General features: G+C 70.7%; 16 protein-coding genes. 4 read left to right on the forward strand and 12 right to left on the reverse strand.

Features of this window, described 5'->3' with window-relative positions; all coding sequences use genetic code 11:
* Nucleotides 1-111 precede the first annotated feature (111 nt).
* The gene (locus BIV04_RS07350; RefSeq protein WP_071255539.1) at nt 112-1,557 is read left to right on the forward strand and encodes a hypothetical protein; all 1,446 of its coding nucleotides are present in this window, start codon (nt 112-114) and stop codon (nt 1,555-1,557) included.
* A gap of 90 nt (nt 1,558-1,647) precedes the next feature.
* On the opposite strand, the gene BIV04_RS07355 is transcribed toward BIV04_RS07350, so the two are convergent.
* Complete coding sequence (locus tag BIV04_RS07355) at nt 1,648-3,120, reverse strand: right-handed parallel beta-helix repeat-containing protein (protein WP_177174785.1); 1,473 nt, start codon at nt 3,118-3,120, stop codon at nt 1,648-1,650.
* Nucleotides 3,121-3,221: 101 nt separating this feature from the next.
* Here BIV04_RS07355 and BIV04_RS07365 point away from each other — a divergent pair, with 101 nt between their 5' ends.
* The gene (locus BIV04_RS07365) at nt 3,222-3,701 is read left to right on the forward strand and encodes a hypothetical protein (RefSeq protein WP_071255542.1); all 480 of its coding nucleotides are present in this window, start codon (nt 3,222-3,224) and stop codon (nt 3,699-3,701) included.
* A gap of 64 nt (nt 3,702-3,765) precedes the next feature.
* Here BIV04_RS07365 and BIV04_RS07370 read toward each other — a convergent pair whose 3' ends face one another.
* From BIV04_RS07370 to dnaK, 5 genes are all read right to left on the reverse strand, one after another.
* On the reverse strand, nt 3,766-4,932 hold the full coding sequence (locus tag BIV04_RS07370) for a methyltransferase (protein WP_071255544.1): 1,167 nt from the start codon (nt 4,930-4,932) through the stop codon (nt 3,766-3,768).
* Between the two features lie 74 nt (nt 4,933-5,006).
* The gene (locus BIV04_RS07375) at nt 5,007-5,414 is read right to left on the reverse strand and encodes a heat shock protein transcriptional repressor HspR (RefSeq protein WP_043597756.1); all 408 of its coding nucleotides are present in this window, start codon (nt 5,412-5,414) and stop codon (nt 5,007-5,009) included.
* A gap of 92 nt (nt 5,415-5,506) precedes the next feature.
* The gene (locus BIV04_RS07380) at nt 5,507-6,502 is read right to left on the reverse strand and encodes a DnaJ C-terminal domain-containing protein (RefSeq protein ID WP_071255546.1); all 996 of its coding nucleotides are present in this window, start codon (nt 6,500-6,502) and stop codon (nt 5,507-5,509) included.
* Nucleotides 6,503-6,660: 158 nt separating this feature from the next.
* Entirely contained in the window at nt 6,661-7,320 is a 660-nt protein-coding gene (locus BIV04_RS07385) for a nucleotide exchange factor GrpE (RefSeq protein ID WP_255364205.1), read from the reverse strand.
* 11 nt (nt 7,321-7,331) lie between these two features.
* The gene (gene dnaK, locus BIV04_RS07390) at nt 7,332-9,212 is read right to left on the reverse strand and encodes a molecular chaperone DnaK (RefSeq protein WP_071255547.1); all 1,881 of its coding nucleotides are present in this window, start codon (nt 9,210-9,212) and stop codon (nt 7,332-7,334) included.
* A gap of 214 nt (nt 9,213-9,426) precedes the next feature.
* Here dnaK and BIV04_RS07395 point away from each other — a divergent pair, with 214 nt between their 5' ends.
* Nucleotides 9,427-10,809 (forward strand): MFS transporter, encoded by a 1,383-nt coding sequence (locus BIV04_RS07395; protein ID WP_071255548.1) that lies wholly within the window; start codon nt 9,427-9,429, stop codon nt 10,807-10,809.
* A gap of 35 nt (nt 10,810-10,844) precedes the next feature.
* Here BIV04_RS07395 and BIV04_RS07400 read toward each other — a convergent pair whose 3' ends face one another.
* On the reverse strand, nt 10,845-11,873 hold the full coding sequence (locus tag BIV04_RS07400) for an LCP family protein (RefSeq protein ID WP_071255550.1): 1,029 nt from the start codon (nt 11,871-11,873) through the stop codon (nt 10,845-10,847).
* A 215-nt stretch (nt 11,874-12,088) separates the two neighbouring features.
* On the opposite strand from BIV04_RS07400, the gene BIV04_RS07405 reads away from it, so the two are divergent.
* The gene (locus BIV04_RS07405; protein WP_071255552.1) at nt 12,089-13,417 is read left to right on the forward strand and encodes a GNAT family N-acetyltransferase; all 1,329 of its coding nucleotides are present in this window, start codon (nt 12,089-12,091) and stop codon (nt 13,415-13,417) included.
* Nucleotides 13,418-13,578: 161 nt separating this feature from the next.
* Here BIV04_RS07405 and BIV04_RS07410 read toward each other — a convergent pair whose 3' ends face one another.
* Genes BIV04_RS07410 through BIV04_RS07430 form a run of 5 tightly spaced genes read right to left on the reverse strand, consistent with a single transcriptional unit; the run spans nt 13,579 to nt 20,162 of the window.
* A complete protein-coding gene (locus tag BIV04_RS07410; RefSeq protein ID WP_071255554.1) occupies nt 13,579-14,760 on the reverse strand; it encodes a glycoside hydrolase family 1 protein in 1,182 nt (393 codons plus the stop codon).
* A gap of 35 nt (nt 14,761-14,795) precedes the next feature.
* Nucleotides 14,796-16,550, reverse strand: coding sequence for an ABC transporter ATP-binding protein (locus BIV04_RS07415; protein WP_177174786.1), 1,755 nt, complete (start codon nt 16,548-16,550; stop codon nt 14,796-14,798).
* Nucleotides 16,547-17,500 carry an ABC transporter permease gene (locus BIV04_RS07420; RefSeq protein WP_071255555.1) on the reverse strand — a complete coding sequence of 318 codons (954 nt, stop codon included), beginning with the start codon at nt 17,498-17,500 and terminating at the stop codon, nt 16,547-16,549. The genes BIV04_RS07415 and BIV04_RS07420 overlap by 4 nt, the downstream gene beginning before the upstream one ends.
* Nucleotides 17,497-18,477 carry an ABC transporter permease gene (locus BIV04_RS07425; protein WP_071255557.1) on the reverse strand — a complete coding sequence of 327 codons (981 nt, stop codon included), beginning with the start codon at nt 18,475-18,477 and terminating at the stop codon, nt 17,497-17,499. The genes BIV04_RS07420 and BIV04_RS07425 overlap by 4 nt, the downstream gene beginning before the upstream one ends.
* Nucleotides 18,474-20,162 carry an ABC transporter substrate-binding protein gene (locus BIV04_RS07430; protein WP_071255558.1) on the reverse strand — a complete coding sequence of 563 codons (1,689 nt, stop codon included), beginning with the start codon at nt 20,160-20,162 and terminating at the stop codon, nt 18,474-18,476. Before BIV04_RS07430 ends, BIV04_RS07425 begins: the two co-directional genes overlap by 4 nt.
* Between the last annotated feature and the right edge of the window lie 11 nt (nt 20,163-20,173).

A 20,173-nucleotide genomic window follows, 5' to 3' on the forward strand; every position in this document is an offset into this window, starting at 1 on the left:
GTGGGGAGCCGTCCTGCGGGTGATCCATACGTCTCACATCTGCTATTAATATGTCGACCGTCAGCGCGGCGGCATCTACAGATGGGACCGACGATGAGACCCCAGCACCGAATGACCACGATCGCAGCGACGGCCACGGTCGCCCTGCTCGTTCTGACCTCCGCCCCGGCATCCGCGGCACCCCCCGACTCTCCCCTCCCTGCGACCCCGAGCGAGACCCACCCCTCGGGCCTGACCGCTCGCATCGAGAGCGTCGACGTCACCGATCGCACGGCCGTGGTCTCCGGCAACGCCGAAGCCGGCGCGACCGTCGTCGTCGACGACACCTTCGAGGTCGACGCGAACGACGCAGGCGTCTGGCGGGCCGAGCTCGGGCACCTCCCGCTCGGGCCCGCCTCGACACACCTCGCCGAGTACCGAGGCGAGACCCTGGTCGACACCCTCGACCTCGAGTTCTTCGTCGGGACCCCCCTCGATGTGACCCGGACGTTCCCGGAGGCACGGACCGAGCGTGTCCACGTCGAGGGTCGAGCGACTCCCGAGTCCCTCGTCGAGGTGCTGAGCGTCGGCGGCGGCCTCCTGGGCTCGGGCCGCACCGACCGTGACGGCGCGGTCGACGTCGAGGTGCTCGCCCCCGACGCCGGCGGCGTGCACACAGTGACGGTGCGCCAGTCCCTCGACGGCGAGAAGATCGACGAGACCCGTCTCGACCTCGACTACGGGGCGGCCGTCTCCGTCGCGAGCCCGGCGGACGGAACAATCCACACCGGGGGCCCGGTCGCGCTGACCGGGAAGGGAGTCCCGCGCGGCGAGGTCCGAGTCCGCGAGAAAGGCTCCACCTCGTGGCTCGCCCCCGCGACCACCGTGCTCGCCTCCGGCACCTGGCGCGTGACCACCGCGCCCCTCGACGACTCGGGTCACGACCTCGAGGTCGTACAGATCGGCCGCGGCCACAACCGCACCACCGCCGCACTGACGCTCGAGGGCCCCGAGACGCCCGAACCCGCCCCCCTGCTGCCCGGCACCATCACCGGCCCGGCGACCTACACGGCGGGCACGCTCACCCGGATCGAGGGCATGGCGACCCCCCGGGCCACGGTGGCGCTCGTCAACGCCTGGGGCACCGAGGTCGCCCGCGGCATCCCGGTGGACGGCGCCGGCCACTGGCACCACGACCGCGTGTTGGCCGCGCCGAGCGTCTACACCCTGTGGGTCGCCCAGACCCTGGCCACCCAGACGGCCAAGGACGGGCCGTTCACGATCCACCCCGAGACGCTCCGCCCCGAATTCCGGGTGATCAGCCCGAACCGGGAGGCCGGATACGTCTCGGGCACGGCCACCACCTTCAGCGGCACGGCCGACCCGCGAGCCGCCGTGCACGTGCAGAACAAGTGGGGCACCCGCGTCACCGGCCCGGTCGACGCCACCCCGGACGGCGGCTGGTCGTTGAGCTACGTCCTCGCGGCGCCGTCGGTCTACGACCTCACCTTCGTCGAGACGACTCCGGGAACCAGTCCTCGGACCGTTGCGTTCGGCGAGTTCCGACCGCGTAGCTGAGCCGGAGGACGACGGAGGCGCGGGTGCGGTGATCACCCGACCCGCGCCTCCGTGGTCCGGCCGAACCGGCGGTCGGCCGAGGGCCGGCCGTCAGGGGCCGTCGGCGAAGCGCGTGATCGTGCTCGCCCGGCCGTAGACCGGCAGCGTCGTGGCCGACCAGTCGTTGCGCACGAGATCGAGGACGTTGCCGCTGCCCGGCACCGACACCCCCCTCACCGGGACGGGAGTCGAGACCGGGCCCGACCCGGATGACACGCGGTACGCGTTCCCCACGAAGGTCGCGGTGTTGGAGGCGCTGCGCACCTCGAAGGCCGCCGCGATCGAGGCACCCGTCCCGAGGGCCAGTCCCTCGACCGTGTTTCCGACGACCAGGGTCGCGTCGTTCGAGTGGTAGAGCGACAGACCTCGCGTCACGCATCCACTCAGGGTGTTGCCGCGCACCACGACGTCGCGGGTCAGATAGAGCAGGATGCCCGCCTCGCGATCGCCGCCGCCCATGCCGACCACGACGTTGCCCTCGACGACGGCCGTCGCCCGCTCGGACGCCGACGCGACCGTCGACCCCGCCCCCTTGATCATGATGCCCGACCCCGTGCCCGTCGAGGCACCCCGCTCGACGTGGTTGCCCGTGACGACGACGTCGGTGGGCGCGTAGACGTACTCCTGGGGCGTGGCCGCGTTCTGGCAGGGCACGACGGCGATGCCCACCGCGCAGCCCGAGACGTCGTTGCCGCGGATCACGATGGACTCGCCGGCGTGCGTGTCGATGCCCTCCCAGCGGGGCACGCCCCGGACGGTGTTGCCGTCGACGGTCACCCGGACCGAGCGGGGTGACTCGGTCAGCGACCGCGACTCGTCACGCGTCACCGCGATGCCGTAGGCGTTGACGTAGCCGGGCGGCTGACGGACGTCGGTGATCGTGCAACCGCGGACGACACTGTCGCTGCACGACACGAGCAGCACACCCGCGTAACCGACGTCGCTGATCGTGCACGCGACCACCTCGAGTCCCACGACGTTCGTCGCGAGCAGCGCCGTGTGCGAGAACGACGAGAAGTGGCTGTCCTCCACCGACACGCGTTCGACCGGGGCGGCCGCCGTCCCCGTCACGACGATGCCGCGTCCGGCCCCCGTCCGCCCGGCGCCCGTTCCGACCAGGGTCGCGTCGACGATGCGCACGTCCGAACTGCGCACGTCGAAGACCGTGCAGTCCGCCGTCGCGGTCAACACGACCGAGGGGCCGAAGACCACGGTCGTCGGACGGTCGACGACGAGCGGGGCCGCGACCGACTCGGACCGGTCGACCACGAGGGTGCCCCCGTCGGGCACCGCGGCGAGCGCCGCCGCCACGGTCGGGTGGGCCGACGACGCGACGACGACGGTCAAGGTCGGCACGGCGTCTGGCGAGACGGGCTCGGCGGCCGCGACCGGGGCCGCGCCGGCGCCGGACGCGACCCCGCCCGCCGTGGCCGCTGCGGCCGTCGCGAGCGCTCCGATCAGGAACGAGCGACGCCCCGGTGTCGGCGAGTGGTGATGTTCGGGGCGACGAGATGTGTCGTGCAAGAAGATCCTCCGGTGCCGTGTGGCACATTACAATGACGAGCGTTAGTGTTACTCTCGTGACCGTACACGCCCCGCCGGTGAGGTGCGGGCATACTGGCCCGATGATCTCCGTCGACCTCGCCCGACGCCTGAGCGCCGCCGGCCTCCGCTGGCACCCCGCTGCAGGTGACCGGTTCGTCATCGAGCAGGGCGACTTCGACACGGCCGAGGTCTTCACCGTCAGCGACATGACGGTCGAGGCGCACGAGTACCCCACGGGCACGGTGCTCGGTTTCAACGGCACCACCGAGTGGGCGCTCGACTCGGTCGGGGTCGACGAGACCCTGTGGCTCCCTCGGGAAGACCAGTTGCGCGACCTGCTCGGCAGGTCGTTCGTCTCGTTGACGCGTGTGGCCGGGACGGACGGAGACGCCGACGGCTCCCTCGGCGGGACCACCGAGAGCGTCGTCTTCGAGGTCCGTACGCGGGCCCCGGGTGCCGACGTCGAGGCATCGACGCAGACGCACGCCGCGAGCCTGCCGGACGACGCCTACGCGCTCGCCCTCCTGGCGTACATCGAGTCGTCGCTGCGTCTCGACTGACCCGTCACCGTCGGGTCGGAGTCCTCACCGTCGGATCGGAGTCCTCACCGTCGGGCAGGAGTCCTCACCGTCGGGTCGAGACCGTCACCGTGAACCGGGCGTCGCGGGACACCTGCCGGGTCGGGCCGATGATGCGCTGCAGAGCCGGGCGATAACCGAGGGGCGAGTTCCAGACGCACCACAGCTCGCCTCCGGGCCGGAGTACCCGGGCGGCCGCGTCGAACAGCTTGTACGCGATGCCGGCGTGGACGGTCGCACCGACGTGGAACGGCGGGTTGAGCAGCACCAGGTCGGCGGAGCCCGCGGGCAGTGAGGCGCCTGCGTCGTCGCGCCGCACCTCCATCCGGTCGGCGACGCCGTTCGCCTCGGCGGTCGCGACGGCCGACGCGACCGCGGCCGCGGACTGGTCGGTGGCCACGAGGCGCGCCCGGGGGTGGGCCCGTGCGTACGTCACGCCGAGGACGCCGGTGCCGCAGCCGAGGTCGACGACGTGGTCGGCCCGCGGGTCCTCGACGGCCAAGGCCTCGAGCAGGGCCCGGGTGCCGATGTCGATCGACGCCCCGGCGAACGCCGCCCCGTGCGCCACGACCACGAGGTCGTCGTGCCGCTCCGACCGGGGCCACGACGGCCCCGAACGGGTCAGCGGTGCCGACGCGGTGAGCACCCGGGACTTCTGACGCGCGAGCCCGGCCTGCACCTCGCCGAAGTGGCGCCGCAGGACGTCGTTCATGGCCACGGCCATGTGCTTGACCCGCCCACCCGCGAAGAGGCGGACGTCGGGATCGGCGTGAGCGGCCACGAGCTCGGCGATCTCGTCGAGGGCGTCGAGCCCCCGAGGCAGCTGGAGCAGGACCACCCGGGCGCCGGCGAGCAGGCTCGCGTCGAGCGGACCGGAGACCCAGGCCGACGGAGCTTCGGGCCGACCGGGGGTGGGCGTCGACAGGCCTAGCCGTGCGGCGTTCGCGACCAGGGCGAGCTCGCCCGACCGTGCGTCCTGGTGCACCCGCACGGGACCCACGAGGTGATCGGACCCTCCGCCGACGGGCTCGAGCATCGAGACGGCCCCGAGGGTCAGGGCACCGTAGCGGTCGCCGATCACGGTGACGTGCCCGGGGTGGGCGACCAGCGCCTCCTCGGCGGTGTCGAGCAGCAGCCGGTCGGTCGCGTCGTGGGCCACGAGTTCGGGTGCCTCGACGTCGGGCCATCGGCGGAGCTGCGCGAAGTCGATCACGGAGACACGCTAGCGGTGCCGGTCGAGGGGGCGCGCCATCTCGACGACGTGAGAGCGGACGGGAAGGGCCGCCGTCAGCGCAGGGGCCGCCAGACGACCACCGAGGTCTGCCGCGACGGGCGCGTTCCGTGCCGCAACGGCACGACGCCGCTCTCACCCGCGGCGAAGACCCGGGCCCCGGGCCGGTTGACCATCTCGTCGGCCAACGCTCGTTCGAGCTCGCGCACGCGGGACTGCAGGGCGGTGACCTGGTTCTCGAGCTCGAGGATGCGCTTGATCCCCTCGAGCGAGATGCCCTCGCCGCCGAGTCGCGCGATCTCGCGGAGCTGCACGACGTCGCGCATCGAGTAGCGGCGCGACTTGCCGGCCGTGCGTTGCGGCACGACGAGCCCGAGCCGGTCGTACTGCCGGAGGGTCTGTGCGTGCAGGCCCGAGAGCTCGGCGGCGGTCGCGATGGCGAACAGAGGCGAGTGCTCGTCCATCGGCCACTGGGTGGGGTCGGGTCGGTCCATCTCGTCTCCTGTCTCGTCGCTCGGGACCTGCCGCCGAGGAGGCGCGGGTCGGGTGGGTCTCGTCAGGCCCGCGCCCGGGCGATGAGGTCGTCGCGGGGATTCTCGGAGGGCAGGGCGGCCGCCAGGGCCTCGACGGCCTCTCGCGCCTTGTCGTTGAGATGGGCGGGCACCGCGACCTGGACGGTGGCGAGCAGGTCGCCGACGCCGTCCTTCGCGTGCACGCCGCGCCCCTTGACGCGCAGCACGCGGCCCGAGGGCGTGCCCGGCGCGACGCGCAGTCGCACGGGGTCGCCGCCCAGGGTGGGCACCTCGATGGTGGCACCGAGGGTCGCCTCGGCGAACGTGACCGGCACGTCGAGCCGCAGGTTCTTGCCGTCGAGCTCGAACACGGGGTGCTTGCGGACGGCGACGGTCAGCACCATGTCGCCGGCCTCGCCGCCGTCGGGGCTCTGCTCGCCCCGGCCGCGCAGCTTGATCTTCTGCCCGTCGTGCACGCCGGCCGGGATGCGGACCTTCATCGGCTTGCCGTTCGACGCCTGCAGCGTGATGGTCTCGCCGACGATGGCGGTCTGGAAGTCGAGGGTCGTCGTGGCCGTCATGTCGCGGCCCTTCTGCGGACCGCCGAAGCCGCGGTAGCCGCCGCTGGTCTGACCGAAGCCGCCACCGCCGAACATTCCGCCGAAGATGTCGTCGAAGCCGCCGCCGCCGCCCTGGCGGAACTGCGTGCGCTGGCCGCCCTGGTTGAACATGCCGCCGAAGACGTCCTCGAAGCCGCCACCCGCGCCTCCGGGGCCACCGCTGCCGGCCGCGAACCGGGCGCCGCCGCCCATGGCACGCACCTGGTCGTACTCGCGACGCTGCTCGGGGTCGGAGAGCACCGAGTTGGCCTCGCTGATCTCTTTGAACTTCGCCTCGCTCGCGGCGTCGCCCGGGTTGCTGTCGGGGTGGTACTTGCGCGCCAGCTTGCGGTAGACCTTCTTCAGCTCGGCGGGCGTGACGTCTTTGGAGACACCGAGGACGGCGTAGAAGTCCTTGTCGAACCAGTCCTGACTCGCCATGCGGCACCTCCTTCCTTGACTGGAGGTCGCTGCCTGGCAGCGACCGGAAGAGAACGGGGGAGGCGGTGGGCACCTCGTCGAGGAGCCCACCGCCGGTCGCGACTCGCGTCGCAAGGGGGTGGTGACGGGCCGCCTCGAGGCCGCCCGTCACCGGGGTGTCACTGCGGGGTGTGCACCGCGACCTTGGCGGCGCGGATGACCCGGTCGCCGATCGTGTAGCCCGGCTCGATCACGTCGGCCACGGTGTTGACCGTGACGTCGGCGCTCGGCAACTGGACCAGTGCGTCGTGCTTGCTGGGGTCGAAGACGTCGCCCTTCGCGCCGATCTGCGTGAGGCCGAACTTGTCGAGCCCCCCACGGATCTTCTGCGCGATGACGGTCATCGGGCCCTCGGCGAGGTCGCCGTGCTGCTCGGCACGGGCGAGGTCGTCGAGCGCCGGCAGCAGCGAGCGGACGACCTCGGCGACCACGGCCTCGCGGTTGGCTTCACGGTCACGCTCGACGCGCCTCCGGAAGTTCACCAGCTCGGCCTGGGCCCGCAGCATGTCCTGTCGCATGTCGGCCACGAGGTCGGCACTGGCCGCGTCGAGGATGGCCTCGTCGTCGGCGCTCAGCGTCTCGGTGCCCTCGGGCGCCTGGGCCATCGATTCGGCGGCGGCCTTGGCTCCGGCCGGGGCCTCGGCGTCGGCCGGGACCTCGACGTCGGGGGCCTCGGCGTCGACGAGCTCGTCGGGCTCGACCACGTCGGCCGTGCCGCCGTCTTCGGACGGGGTCGCGGGACGCGGCTCGTCGTCGGGCGTCTTGTTGTCGTCAGTCATGCCGACCGCCTCTACTTCTTGTCGTTGTCGTCGTCGTCCACGACCTCGGCGTCGACGATGTCCTCGTCGTCACCCTGGGCCTGGCCGTCGGCGGGAGCACCATCGGGGCCTGCGGCTCCGGCAGCACCGGCCTGGTCGGCCTGGCTCTGCGAGTAGATCGCCTGGCCGAGCTTCTGCTGGCTCTCGTTGAGCTTGTCGAAGGCGGGCTTGACGGCGGACTCGTCGTCGCCGGCGAGGGCCGACTTGAGCGAGTCGACGTCGGCCTGCACCTCGGACTTGACGTCCGCGGGCAGCTTCTCGTCGTTCTCCTTGATCAACTTCTCGATCGAGTAGACGAGCTGCTCGGCCGAGTTGCGAGTCTCGTTGGCCTCGCGACGTGCCTTGTCTTCGGCGGCGTTCTCTTCGGCCTCGCGGACCATGCGCTCGATGTCGTCCTTCGACAGCGACGAGCCGCCCGAGATGACCATCGACTGCTCGGCGCCGGTGCCCTTGTCCTTCGCGGACACGTGCACGATGCCGTTGGCGTCGATGTCGAAGGTGACTTCGATCTGCGGGACGCCGCGGGGGGCCGGGGCGATGCCGGTCAGCTCGAAGGTGCCGAGGTTCTTGTTGTCGCGGGTGAACTCGCGCTCGCCCTGGAACACCTGGATCGCGACGGACGGCTGGTTGTCGTCGGCCGTGGTGAAGGTCTCGCTGCGCTTGGTCGGGATGGCCGTGTTGCGCTCGATGAGCTTGGTCATCGCGCCACCCTTGGTCTCGATGCCGAGGCTGAGCGGGGTGACGTCGATGAGCAGGACGTCCTTGCGCTCGCCCTTCAGCACGCCGGCCTGCAGGGCGGCGCCCACGGCCACGACCTCGTCGGGGTTGACGCCCTTGTTGGGCTCCTGACCACCGGTGAGCTGCTTGACGACCTCGGTGACGGCCGGCATGCGGGTCGAGCCACCGACGAGCACGACGTGGGCGATGTCGCCCACCTTCACGCCCGCCTCTTTGATGACGTCGTTGAACGGCTTCTTGGTGCGGTCGAGCAGGTCGCTCGTCCACTGCTCGAACTGCGAGCGCGAGATGGTCTCGTCGAGGTTGAGCGGGCCGTCGGCCGTCAGCGTGAGGTAGGGCAGCTGAATGCTGGTCGAGGTGCTCGACGACAGCTCTTTCTTGGCCTGCTCGGCAGCCTCTTTGAGGCGCTGCTTGGCGATCTTGTCGGTCGACAGGTCGACGCCGTGGGCGTCCTTGAACTTCTTGATCAGGTGCTCGACGATGCGGTTGTCCCAGTCGTCGCCACCGAGGCGGTTGTCACCCGAGGTGCTGCGCACCTGGATGGTCGAGAAGTCTTCGTCTTTGCCGACTTCGAGCAGCGAGACGTCGAACGTTCCGCCACCGAGGTCGAAGACCAGGATGAGCTCGTCTTCTTTGCCCTTGTCGAGGCCGTAGGCCAGGGCGGCCGCGGTCGGCTCGTTGATGATGCGCAGGACGTTGAGACCCGCGATCTCGCCGGCCTCTTTGGTGGCCTGGCGCTCGGAGTCGTTGAAGTACGCGGGGACGGTCACGACGGCGTCGGTGACCTCTTCGCCGAGGTACTGCTCGGCGTCGCGCTTGAGCTTGCCGAGGATGCGCGCACTGATCTCTTGCGGGGTGTACTTCTTGTCGTCGATCTCGACCTTCCAGTCGGTGCCGACGTGGCGCTTGACCGACGCGATGGTGCGGTCGACGTTGGTGACGGCCTGGCGCTTGGCGGTCTCGCCGACCAGCACCTCGCCGTCCTTCGTGAAGGCGACGACCGAGGGGGTCGTGCGCAGACCCTCGGCGTTCGCGATGACGGTGGGCTCGCCACCCTCGAGGACGCTGACGACCGAGTTGGTGGTACCGAGGTCGATTCCTACTGCACGTGCCATGTGCTTTTCTCCTTCGTGGTGCGGTGTGACGAAAGCCTTGGGGGCCGGCCTTGAGTCGGCCTGGCTCAACTTTACTCACGCTGCCGCCGACGTCAAGCTGTGAACCTGAAAGTTGAGCCAGAATGACTCAACTCTCGAACGGGGGTCACCGCGATCGACGCGGACGAGGAGGCGCGACCCCCGTCGGCCACGGACGCCCACTAGGTTGACCCCCATGACCGCAGCGCAGACGCTCGCCGACAGCACCCCGATCCCGCGCCGCCGCGTGGTCTCGTGGGCCCTCTGGGACTGGGGCTCGGCCGCCTTCAACGCCGTCGTCACCTCGTTCGTCTTCAGCACCTACCTGGCGAGCGGCGCGTTCGTCGACCCGGCGATCGTCGCGGCAGCCGGAGACGACACCCGCAACCCGGCCCTCGTGCTGGCGAAGGCCGAGAACGCGACGGTCATCTCGACGGCCCTGACGATCGCGGGCGTGCTGATCGCGCTGCTCGCCCCGGTGCTCGGCCAACGCAGCGACGGCTCGGGTCGGCGCAAGCTCTGGCTCGCGATCAACACCGGCCTCGTCGTGCTCGCCATGGCCGCGATGGTGCTCGTGGCCCCCGTGCCCGGTTACCTGGTCTTCGGTGCCGCACTGCTCGCCGCCGGCAACATCTTCTTCGAGTTCGCGAGCGTGAACTACAACGCGATGCTCGTGCAGGTCTCGACGCCGCGGACCATCGGCAAGGTGTCGGGCTTCGGTTGGGGCCTCGGCTACGTCGGCGGCATCGTCCTGCTGCTCCTGCTGCTCGTCGCCTTCTTGCAGAGCTTCGGCGTCGAGGGACGCGGCGGCCTGTTCGGCGTCGCCACGGGAACGGCCGGAGGCGCCTGGGACGTCCGCCTGTCGATCGTCGTCGCCGCGGTGTGGTTCGCCGTCTTCGCGGTGCCGGTCCTGCTGTCGGTGCCCGAGCCGCCCGCCACCGCCGCGCGGGCCCGGGTGGGCTTGTGGCGCTCGTACCGCCTCCTGGGTTCCACGATCGCCAAGCTGTGGCGCAGCAACCGGCAGGTGCTGCTGTTCCTCGTGGCCAGTGCCGTCTTCCGCGACGGCCTCGCCGCCGTGTTCACCTTCGGGGCGATCATCGCCGCGCAGGTGTTCGGCTTCTCGCCGAGCATGGTCATCTACTTCGCCGTCGGGGCGAACCTCGTCGCCGGCATCGGCACGTTCGTCGGCGGCTGGCTGGACGACCGACTCGGGGCCAAGACGATCATCGTCGGGTCGCTGGTGGGGCTCGTCGTCGCCGCCTTCGCGGTGCTCGCCATCGGGACCGCGACGAACCTCTTCTGGGTGTTCGGGCTGGCCCTCGCCCTCTTCGTCGGGCCGATCCAGTCGGCCAGCCGATCGTTCCTGGCCCGCGTGACCCCGCCCGGGCGCGAGGGTGAGATCTTCGGGCTCTACGCGACGACCGGTCGCGCCGTGAGCTTCTTGGCACCGGGCCTGTTCACCCTGTTTGTCTCGGTGACCGGCGACACGCGTTTCGGCATCGTCGGCATCGCCCTCGTGCTGCTGGCCGGCCTGGTGCTGATGCTGCCGGTCAAGGCGGTGCAACGCACCATCGACTGAGCCGGGAACCTTCCGACGACCGGGCCCGACCGCGATCAACCGACCGGGACGCCGCGTGTCTGGTCGAGGTAGTCCCCGACCGTGTCGTCGTGAAGGGCCTGACGCAGGGCGTAGAGCCGATCGACGTCGAACGCCAGGTACGACTGCCCGTCGGCGGACGTGCCGCCGCCCGCCGTGGCCATCGTGAACGCGTGCAGACCGGAGGGCCTCAGCTCACGAGCACTCCACGCGATCCCCGCCATGCGAGTGGGGGTCAGGCCGGGGTCGACCGCGACGTGGTCGGCCGTCGCGGCGACGAACGACGAGACCGCCGCGGGATCGGTGAGGGTCCGGCGATCCAGCAGACCGTCGACGAGACCCCGGACGAAGGCCTGTTGGTTGCGCACCCGCTGGTGATCGGCCTCGGCGAAGGACTTCCGCTCGCGGACGAAGTCGAGGGCCTGCTCGCCGTCGAGGTGGTTGGGGCCCGCGACGAAGTCGTGGCCCCCCGCCCGGAACGTCCGCTCGGAGACCACGTCCACACCACCGAGAGCGTCGGTCATGCCCTCGAACCCGGTGAAGTCGACCTCGGCCACGTGGTCGATGCGGGTCTGCAACAGCTGCTCGACCGTCTGCACCGTCAGCGGGACCCCTCCCCAACTGTAGGCGGCGTTGATCTTGGCCATCCCGTGGCCCGGCACGTCGACCCACGTGTCACGCATGATCGACATGACGTACACGTCACGTCGGTCGGCCGGCAGGTGGACCAGCATCATCGAGTCCGATCGCCCCGAGGCCCCGGCCTGCCGGGTGTCGGAGCCCAGCAGGAGGACGTCGAGAGCGCCGTCGTCGACCGCAGCCGGTCGGTCGGCCTCGTCGGGGAAGGCGGCCCGGATCGTGCTCGCCCCGTCGTCCCAGGTGCGGGCGAGGTGGCCGAGGTACCCGGCTCCGACGCCGATCACGAGGGCCGGCAGGCCCACGAAGACCACCAGGGCCGCCGCGAGGGTGACGACGGCCGGCCGTCGGCCTCGCCGTCGCCGACGCCTCGACCGGTGGACCGTCGGGCGTGGGACGTCTCGTGCCACGCCACGGCTCGATCTCGTCGGCCCGTCGAGCCCCAATCGGGTGAGGGCGTCACCCGCGGGCAGGTCGGGCTCGGGTGGTCGCTGTTCCGGAATCATCCTCACATGATATTTCACATCTGTCACGACGGCAAGGTCTCCCGAGGAGGGCGTGCGGCCCGCGCAGGTTCCGCCTGACGGACGACGACAACGTCGGTGGCGGTCCGTAGGCTGGTCCGGTGAGCACCCTCGACGACGACTACGACCTCCGCACGTTCGCGGCCGCGCTCGACCCCGAGGCGCCGGGCGACGCACCGCGGGCCGATGCCGCGACCGCCGCCTGGGTCGCCGCCGAGTCCCAGGGCTTCCACGAAGCCTCCGCGGACGACGCGGCCCTCGGCCGGGCCGCCCGCCGCCTCGCCACCGACGGCCGCCGTCTCACCGGCGTGTACCGCCGCGAGGCGAACCCCGGCTCACTCGACGCCGAGGGCCGCCCGGTCGGCACCTTCGCCTCGTTCGACAAGACCCTGCACGTCGGCGGCGGCCGCCTGATCGAGGCCGACCTCGTCGCCGGCGTGACCGTGCAGCCGACCCACCGACGCAAGGGCATCCTCCGCCGCATGATGACCGACGACCTCGCCCGCGCCAAGGCCGCCGGCACCCCGGTCGCCGCGCTCACCGCGAGCGAGGCGTCGATCTACCGGCGCTTCGGGTTCGGCGTGGGCGTCCGCGAGCGCACGATCGAGGTCGACGTGCGACGTGCGGGCGGCCTGCTGAGCGAACCCGAGGGCAGCACCGAATTCGTCACCACCGCCTCGCTCGCCGAGGTCGCCCCCGACGTCTTCGCCCGATTCCACGTCCGCAGCCCGGGATCGATCGATCGCCACGAGGGCGCGTGGAACCACGCCCTCGGCCGCGAGCGAGCCGACGGCACGCCCGACCCGACCGTCCGAGCCGCCGTGCACCGCGACGCGACCGGCACCGTCGACGGCTACGTGACCTACCGGGTCGAGGCGACCGGTGGCGGCCCGGGCTCCACCGGCACGCAGACCCTCGTCGTCGTCGACCTCGTGGCCGCGACCGACGACGCCTACCTCGGCCTCTGGCAGCTGCTGCTCGCGGTCGACCTGGTCCAGGCCGTCCGCTACTCGAACGCCCCGCAACACGACCCGCTGCCCCATGCACTGGTGGACGGTCGCGCGCTGACGATCAGCCACGACGAGGACCACGTGTGGTTCCGCATCCTCGACCCCGTCGCCGCCCTGCAGGCACGCCCCTGGGCCGCCGACGGCGTCGTCACGATCGCCATCGGCGACTCCCTGGGCCACGCGGCCGGCACGTACCGCGTCACGAGCGAGGCGGGCGGGGCCACGGTCAAGAAGGCCGCCGTGCGTCGCGCCGACCTCGAACTCGACGTCGCGACGCTCGGCTCGCTCTGGCTCGGAGGTTTCGACCCGGTCACGCTGGCCGCCGCGGGCCTCGTCCGCGAGCGCCGCAAGGGGGCCGTGCAGAAACTCCGCGCGATGTTGCTGCCCGACCGCCCGCTGCACGGCATCACCTACTTCTAGGCACGGCATCGGCCCCGGGGCCGAGACGCGGGAGGCGCGGGTCACCCGACCCGCGCCTCCTGCGGGCCTGCGCCCGCCGCACCCGGTCGAGCTGTCACGACCGGCCGGTCACGGTCGAACGTGAGCGGCCGGTCGTGACAGCTCGGCTGAGCCTGCGAGAGCTACGCCCGCGCCAGCCCGTTCGCCCGGGCGACCCCGCCGTACCACCGGGCGCTTGGCTTGGGCGTGCGCTCGAAGGTCTCGCGGTCCCACCCGATCAGGCCGAACGTGGGGCGGAAGCCGCTGGCCCACTCGTAGTTGTCGAGGGCGCTCCAGTGCTGGTAGCCGAGCACCTCGATGCCTTCGTCGATGGTGTCGTGGATGTGCTCGAGCGCGCCTTGCGTGTAGGCGATGCGTCGGGTGTCGTCGGCGGTCGCGATGCCGTTCTCGGTGACCATGACGGGCACGTGGCCCGACAGCTCCCACGCGCTGCGGATGCCCTCGGCGGCGGCCGGCGGGTAGAACTCCCACCCGGTCAGCGTCGTCTCGAGCCCCTCGGCGACCGGACGCGGCCCCTCGGGCCCGACGAACGTCTGCGTGTAGGCCTGCACCCCGACGAAGTCGTCGCCGGCCGCCATCTCGCTGTACCAGTCGTCACGGACGTAGCCGTACTCGCGGGTCTTCTCGGCGGCACCGGGCTCGTCCAGGGCCTTGAACGCCTGGGTCGCGACGGTCCAGCCCGACTTGACCTGCGGCAGCTGCGAGAGCACCTCGCGGCTGCGCTTGTGGGAGGCGAGCAGGGCGTCGGCGACCTCGAGGTCGGGGTTCGGCAGGCCGTAGGCGACGAGGTTCGAGGCGTCCTCTCCCCCGGCGAGCATCGCGGCGATGTTCGGCTCGTTGATGGTGCACACGTACCGGACGCCCTCGGCGACGACCGGCAACGCGAGCTCGGTGTAGCGCGCGAACAGGTCGGCGGCGTCGGGCGCGCGCCAGAAGCCGTCGCGCTCGAACCAGCGCGGCACGGTGAAGTGCATCAGCGTGACGATCGGCTCGATGCCGAACTCGTGGCAGGTCTCGACCATGCGGCGGTAGTGCGCGATCTGGGCCTTGCTCACCATGCCGCGCTCGGGTTCGATGCGGGCCCACTCGATGCTGAACCGGTAGCTGTTCAGGCCGAGCTCGGCGAGCAGCCGGATGTCGTCGCGGAACCTGTTGTAGCTGTCGGCCGCGTCACCGCTCGGTTCGACGATGGTCGTGCCGGGGGCGTTCTCGTGCACCCACCAGTTGCTGTTGACGTTGTTGCCCTCGATCTGGTGGGCGGCGGTGGCGGCTCCCCACAGGAAGCCGTCGGGGAAGGTCAGCACAGGGTGGTTCCTTTCGGGTGGAGCGAGAGGGGATGTCAGGAGGCGCGGTGCGTGCGGCGCGGGTTCGGCACCGCGTCGAGCAGGTTCACCGTGTACGGGTCGGTCGGACGCTGCAGCACCTCGGCCGTGTGCCCCCGTTCGACCACGGCTCCCTGGTTGAGCACCATGATGTCGTCGGTGATCAGCCGGGCACTGAGCAGGTCGTGGGTGATGTAGAGCATCGAGACGCCCCACTGCTCGCGGAGGTCCTCGAGCAGCGCGAGCACGCCGGCCCGCAGCGAGACGTCGAGCATCGAGACGGGCTCGTCGGCGATGATCACCTGCGGGTCGCTCGCGAGCGCCCGGGCGATCACGACGCGCTGCCGCTGGCCACCCGACAGCTGGTGCGGCAGCTTGGCCGCGAACTGCTCGACCGGCGTCAGACCGACCGTCTCGAGCAGCTCGAGCACCCGGCGCCGCGCCTCCTGACCGGTCAGGCCGGTGTAGTTCACGACGGGGCGCGTGAGCGTGTACTCGACCGTGTGCAGCGGGTTGAGCGCGGCGTAGGGGTCCTGGAAGACCATCTGCACGTCGCTGCGGAAGCTGCGGAGGGCGCGGCCGCGCAACCTCGTGACGTCGGTGTCGCCGAACGTGACGCTGCCGCTCGTCGGCTTCTCGACGCCCGTGACGAGCTTGGCGATCGTGCTCTTGCCCGAGCCGCTCTGCCCGACGAGGGCGAGCGACTGTCCCGGTTCGAGCGTGAACGACACGTCGCGGACGGCCCGTACGGGGTCGTCCCCGCGACGAGGAGGCGCGTAGGTCTTGGTCACGCCGCTCACGGTGATCGCGTGCTGCGCCGTGCGCTGTCCGCGCGTGGCCACGGTCGGCACCGAGGTCGTGGTGTCGACGCGGCGGTCACCCCGGGCCCGGCGGACCGATCGGTCCTCGAAGCCGGGCAGCGAGACGACCTCGGCGCGCGGGTCGGCGTAGTGCGACAGCAGCATGCGCGTGTAGTCGTCCTGCGGGTCGGCGAGCACGTCGGCCGAGCGGCCGTCCTCGACGATGCGGCCCTCGTGCATCACGAGCACACGCTGCGCCGACTCGAGCACGATGCCGAGGTCGTGGCTGATCAGCACGGCCGTGAAGCCCTCGCTCTGCTGCAGCGAGATGATCGTGTCCATCACCGCGTGCTGCACGAGCACGTCGAGCGCGGTGGTCGGCTCGTCGAAGACCATCAGCTGCGGCTCGAGCGACAGGGCGAGGGCGATCGAGACGCGTTGGCGCATGCCGCCGGACAGCTCGCCGGGGAACCGCGCGAGGACGCTTGGGTCGAGCTCGACCTTGGCGACCAGCTCGGCGGCACGGGCGTGCCAGCGGTCGCGCGGCACGTGGCCGTGGGCCTTGAACACGTCGACGAAGTGGTTGCGGATCGTTCGCACCGGGTTCAGCGCGTTCATGCCCGACTGCAGCACCATCGCGAAGCCGCCCTGCCGCTGCTGACGCAGGGCCTCGGTGTCGAGGTCGCGGACGTCGGCGCCGTCGAACCAGATGCTGCCGCCGTTGGTGCGCGCCGGCGGCTTCTGCAGCCGGGTCAGCGCGTAGCCGAGGGTCGACTTGCCCGAGCCGGACTCGCCGACCAGGCCGACGAACTCGCCCCGCTTCAGCCGGAACGACACGTGGTCGACGGCCTGCACGGGCTCGGCGCCGGCGCTCTCGTAGACGACGCTGAGGTCGCGGACGTCGAGCAACACGTCGTCGGAGGACGAGGGCGAGGAGGCAGTGGGCTGGTCGGTGAGATCCGTGGCGGTCACTTGCGCGCCTCCTTCTTCTGCTTCGCACCTTCGCGAAGTCGCGGGTTGCCGACGGCGTCGACGCCGAAGTTGATCAAGGTCAGGCTCATCGCCAGCAGGGCGATGCAGAGGCCGGGCGCGAAGAGCAGTATCCACTGGCCGGTGAGCAGGGCGTTCGAGTTCTGCGCCCAGTAGAGGATCGTGCCCCAGCTGACGATCGACGAGTCGCCGAGCCCCAGGAACTCGAGGCCGGCCTCGGCGAGGATCGCACTGGTCGCGGCGCCGAAGAACGAGCCGGTGATCAGCGAGGTCATGTTGGGCAGGATCTCGCGGAACACGATGCGCCCCGCGCTCTCGCCCGAGAAGCGTGCCGCCGTGACGAAGTCGCGTGAACGCAGCGACTGCGTCTGGCTGCGCAGCACGCGCGCACCCCAGGCCCAGCCGGTGATGACGATCACCGCGAGGATCACGGTGATGCCGCCGTTCTGCAGGTAGGCCGCGATGACGATCATCAGGGGCAGACCCGGGATCACGAGGAACAGGTTCACGACGAAGCCGACGACGTCGCCGCCGAAGCCCTTCATGTAGCCCCAGCTCAGCCCGATCGCGACGGCGACCAGCGTCGACAGCACGCCGGCGACGACGCCGACGAAGACGCTGATGCGGGCGCCGTAGATCAGCTGGCTCAGGACGTCCTCACCGGCGGCCGTGGTGCCCATCCAGTGGGCCCAGCTCGCGTCGGCGTTGCGCTCGAAGCCGTTCTCGCTGCCGCCGTAGGGGGCGAGCAGCGGGGCGAAGATCGCGACGAGCACGAACAGGCCGAAGATGACGACGCCGATCTTCGCCTTGGGGTTCGACCAGATGGTCGCGGCCATGCGGCCGATGGTGAGCCAGCGACTGGGCGCCTTCTGCTCGGCGGCCCCGTTGGGGGGCGCGCCCTCGGGCAGGTGGACGGACACGGTGGAGGTCATCGGCGGGTCCTTGGGTCGAGCACGCCGTACAAGATGTCGACGAGGAAGTTGGCGACGAGCACGCTGACCGTGATCATCAGGAAGAGGGCCTGCATCAGCGGGTAGTCCTGGCCGATGACGGCGTTGAACAGCAGGTAGCCGATGCCGGGGTAGCCGAACACCTGCTCGACGAGGATCGAGCCGCCGACCACGCCACCGAGGGCGAGGCCGAAGCCGGTCAGGTTCGGCAGGATGGCGTTGCGGGCGGCGTAGCGAACGGCGACCGTGCGACCCTTCAGGCCGTTGGCCTCGGCGAAGGTGACGTAGTCGTCACCCAGCGTCGAGATCATCGCGTTGCGCATGCCGAGGATCCAGCCGCCGAGGCTCGTCAGCAGGATCGTGATGGCCGGGAGCACCGCGTGCTGCAGCGCGTCGCCGACGAAGGCCGGCGTGAACCCGGGCGTCGTCGTCGCGCCGTAGGCCCCCGTGGTGGGGAACCAGTGCAGCACGTAGCCCAGGAAGAACAGCAGCAGCAGGGCCGTCCAGAAGTACGGGAACGTGCTCATGAAGCTGCCCGACAGGGTGGGCAGCGAATCGAGCCAGGTGCCGCGCTTCCACGCCGCGGCGACACCGATCAGGGTGCCGAGCACGAAGGCGATGACCGTGCAGACGCCGACGAGGATCAGCGTGAACGGCAGGGCCTGGCCGACCAGGTGGCCGACCGTCTCGGGGAAGAACGTGTAACTGGTGCCGAAGTCGAGACGCACCACCTGACCGAGGTAGCTGACGTACTGCTGCAGCACGTTGCCGTCCGGCACGCCGAGCTGGGCCTCGATGGCGGCACGGGTCGCCGCGCTGACCGGACCGTTCAGCGACAGCTTCGCGATCGCGGCGTCGGTCGGGCTGCCGGGCATCAGCCGCGGCAGGATGAAGTTCAGGGTGACCGCGGCCCACAGGGTGAGCACGAACAGGCCGAGTTTCTGGGCTGCGTACTTCACTGGTCGCCCTCTTTCTGGTCGACGCGCTTGAGCTTCGTGAAGATCAGCAGCGGTGCCTGGTCGTAGTTCTGCGGTGCCATGTACGGGTTCTCGGCAGTGGGCCAGCCGGTGAACTTCGAGTCGTTGAACAGACCCCAGAGCCCGCCGTAGTAGAGGCCGATCACGGGCAGCTGGTCGTAGACGACGTTCTGCAGCTGGTACGCGTACTGCTTCTGCTGCTCGGGGTCGGTCGTGGCCTTCCAGTCGTCGAGCAGCTGGTCGACCGCCGGGTCGCTGAACCGCTCGAAGTTGGCCGCCGTGGTCTCGCCGACCGGGGTCGCGAAGTCGCTGTTGAGCAGGTTGTTGTAGGCCTGGTACACGTTGCCGTTGCCCATGCCGCCCATCGCCATGTCGAACTCGCCGTTCGCGATGGCCGACTGGTAGCCGGCCGGTTGGGGAGCCTGGATCTGCACGTCGATGCCGATCGCGCCCAACTGGCTCCGCACCTCCTGCACGGCCCGCAGCCAGTCGGTGTAGCCGTTGGCGGTGAGGATCGTGATCTTCAGCTGCTTGCCGTCGGGGCCGACCAGCTCGTCGCCTCGCTGCGTGTAGCCCGACTCGGCGAAGGCCGCGAGGGCGCCGTCGACGTCCTGCTCGAGGATGCCGGCGTTCGGGATGGACGGGTCGAGGTCGTCCTGCTGGTTCGGCAGGATGAGCCCGGTCTGACCGGCCGGCTCGAGATACCCCTCGGTGGCGGACTCGGCGATGGGCCCGCGGTCGAGCGCCAGCGCGATGCCGCGCCGCACGTTCACGTCGTCGAACGGCGCCTTGGTGAGGTTCGGCACGAGGCCGATCACGCCTCCCGGCGGGAACCAGAACTGGTTGTCGGGGCTGGCGGCGCCCCAGGTGCCCTCGACGTCGCTGATGAACGAGTACGACCAGTCGTAGCCGCGCGTGACGGTGTCGAGCTGATTGTTCGTCGCGGGCAGGATCAGGTGCCCGATCTCGATCTTGTCGGCCTGCCAGTAGGTCTGGTTCTTGTCCATCGAGTACTGCTGCGGCGAGTAGTTGCCGAGCGTGAACGGTCCGGTGCCGACCGGGTCGGGGTTGCGGAAGGTCGTGGGGTCGTCGACGTCCTTCCACAGGTGCTCGGGCACGATCGTCGTCTGGCCGATGATCTCCATCGCGGGCACGTCGTCGGTCTGCAGGTGGAAGACCACGTGGTCGCCCTGCTGCTCGATCGTGTCGATGTGCTGCCAGGCGCCCTTGAGGTCGAGCGACGGGTTCGCCTTGATCAGGTCGAACGTGTAGACCACGTCGGCCGGGGTCATCGGCGTGCCGTCGGACCACTCGACGCCGTCGCGGATCGTCATGTCGATCGTGCGCGCGTCGGGCAGGACGGTCTCGCTCGCGAGCCAGGGGGTGATCTCGCCGTCGAGCGGGTTGATCTCGAGCAGGGGCTCGTAGATCCAGGTCGAGGCGGTGCGCTTGTTCGTGAGGAACGGGTTGAAGTTGCGCTCGAACTGCGGATTGCCCTTGTCGGCGTTGATCAGCATCGTGTCGGCCCCGATGCTGGGGTCCGGCTGGCTGCGGATCTGGATGCTGCAGCCGGTGGCCACGAGCACGGCGGCCGTGGCCGCTGCCAGGGCCGCGAGCGTGCGGAAGCGTCGGCGCGGGTGTCGCCGAGGGGGTGTCGCGTGCGTCATCGCCACGTTCT

It is taken from the genome of Frigoribacterium sp. MCBA15_019 (genome assembly GCF_001864945.1).
Taxonomy (GTDB): Bacteria; Actinomycetota; Actinomycetes; order Actinomycetales; family Microbacteriaceae; genus Frigoribacterium.

What these genes read in the sequence shown, in the direction of transcription:
- BIV04_RS07350 (WP_071255539.1), top strand. Translation starts at nt 112, where the DNA reads ATGACCACGATCGCAGCGACGGCCACGGTCGCCCTGCTCGTTCTGACC.
- BIV04_RS07365 (WP_071255542.1), top strand. Translation starts at nt 3,222, where the DNA reads ATGATCTCCGTCGACCTCGCCCGACGCCTGAGCGCCGCCGGCCTCCGC.
- BIV04_RS07375 (WP_043597756.1), bottom strand. Translation starts at nt 5,414, where the DNA reads ATGGACGAGCACTCGCCTCTGTTCGCCATCGCGACCGCCGCCGAGCTC.
- BIV04_RS07380 (WP_071255546.1), bottom strand. Translation starts at nt 6,502, where the DNA reads ATGGCGAGTCAGGACTGGTTCGACAAGGACTTCTACGCCGTCCTCGGT.
- BIV04_RS07385 (WP_255364205.1), bottom strand. Translation starts at nt 7,320, where the DNA reads ATGACTGACGACAACAAGACGCCCGACGACGAGCCGCGTCCCGCGACC.
- dnaK (WP_071255547.1), bottom strand. Translation starts at nt 9,212, where the DNA reads ATGGCACGTGCAGTAGGAATCGACCTCGGTACCACCAACTCGGTCGTC.
- BIV04_RS07395 (WP_071255548.1), top strand. Translation starts at nt 9,427, where the DNA reads ATGACCGCAGCGCAGACGCTCGCCGACAGCACCCCGATCCCGCGCCGC.
- BIV04_RS07420 (WP_071255555.1), bottom strand. Translation starts at nt 17,500, where the DNA reads ATGACCTCCACCGTGTCCGTCCACCTGCCCGAGGGCGCGCCCCCCAAC.
- BIV04_RS07430 (WP_071255558.1), bottom strand. Translation starts at nt 20,162, where the DNA reads ATGACGCACGCGACACCCCCTCGGCGACACCCGCGCCGACGCTTCCGC.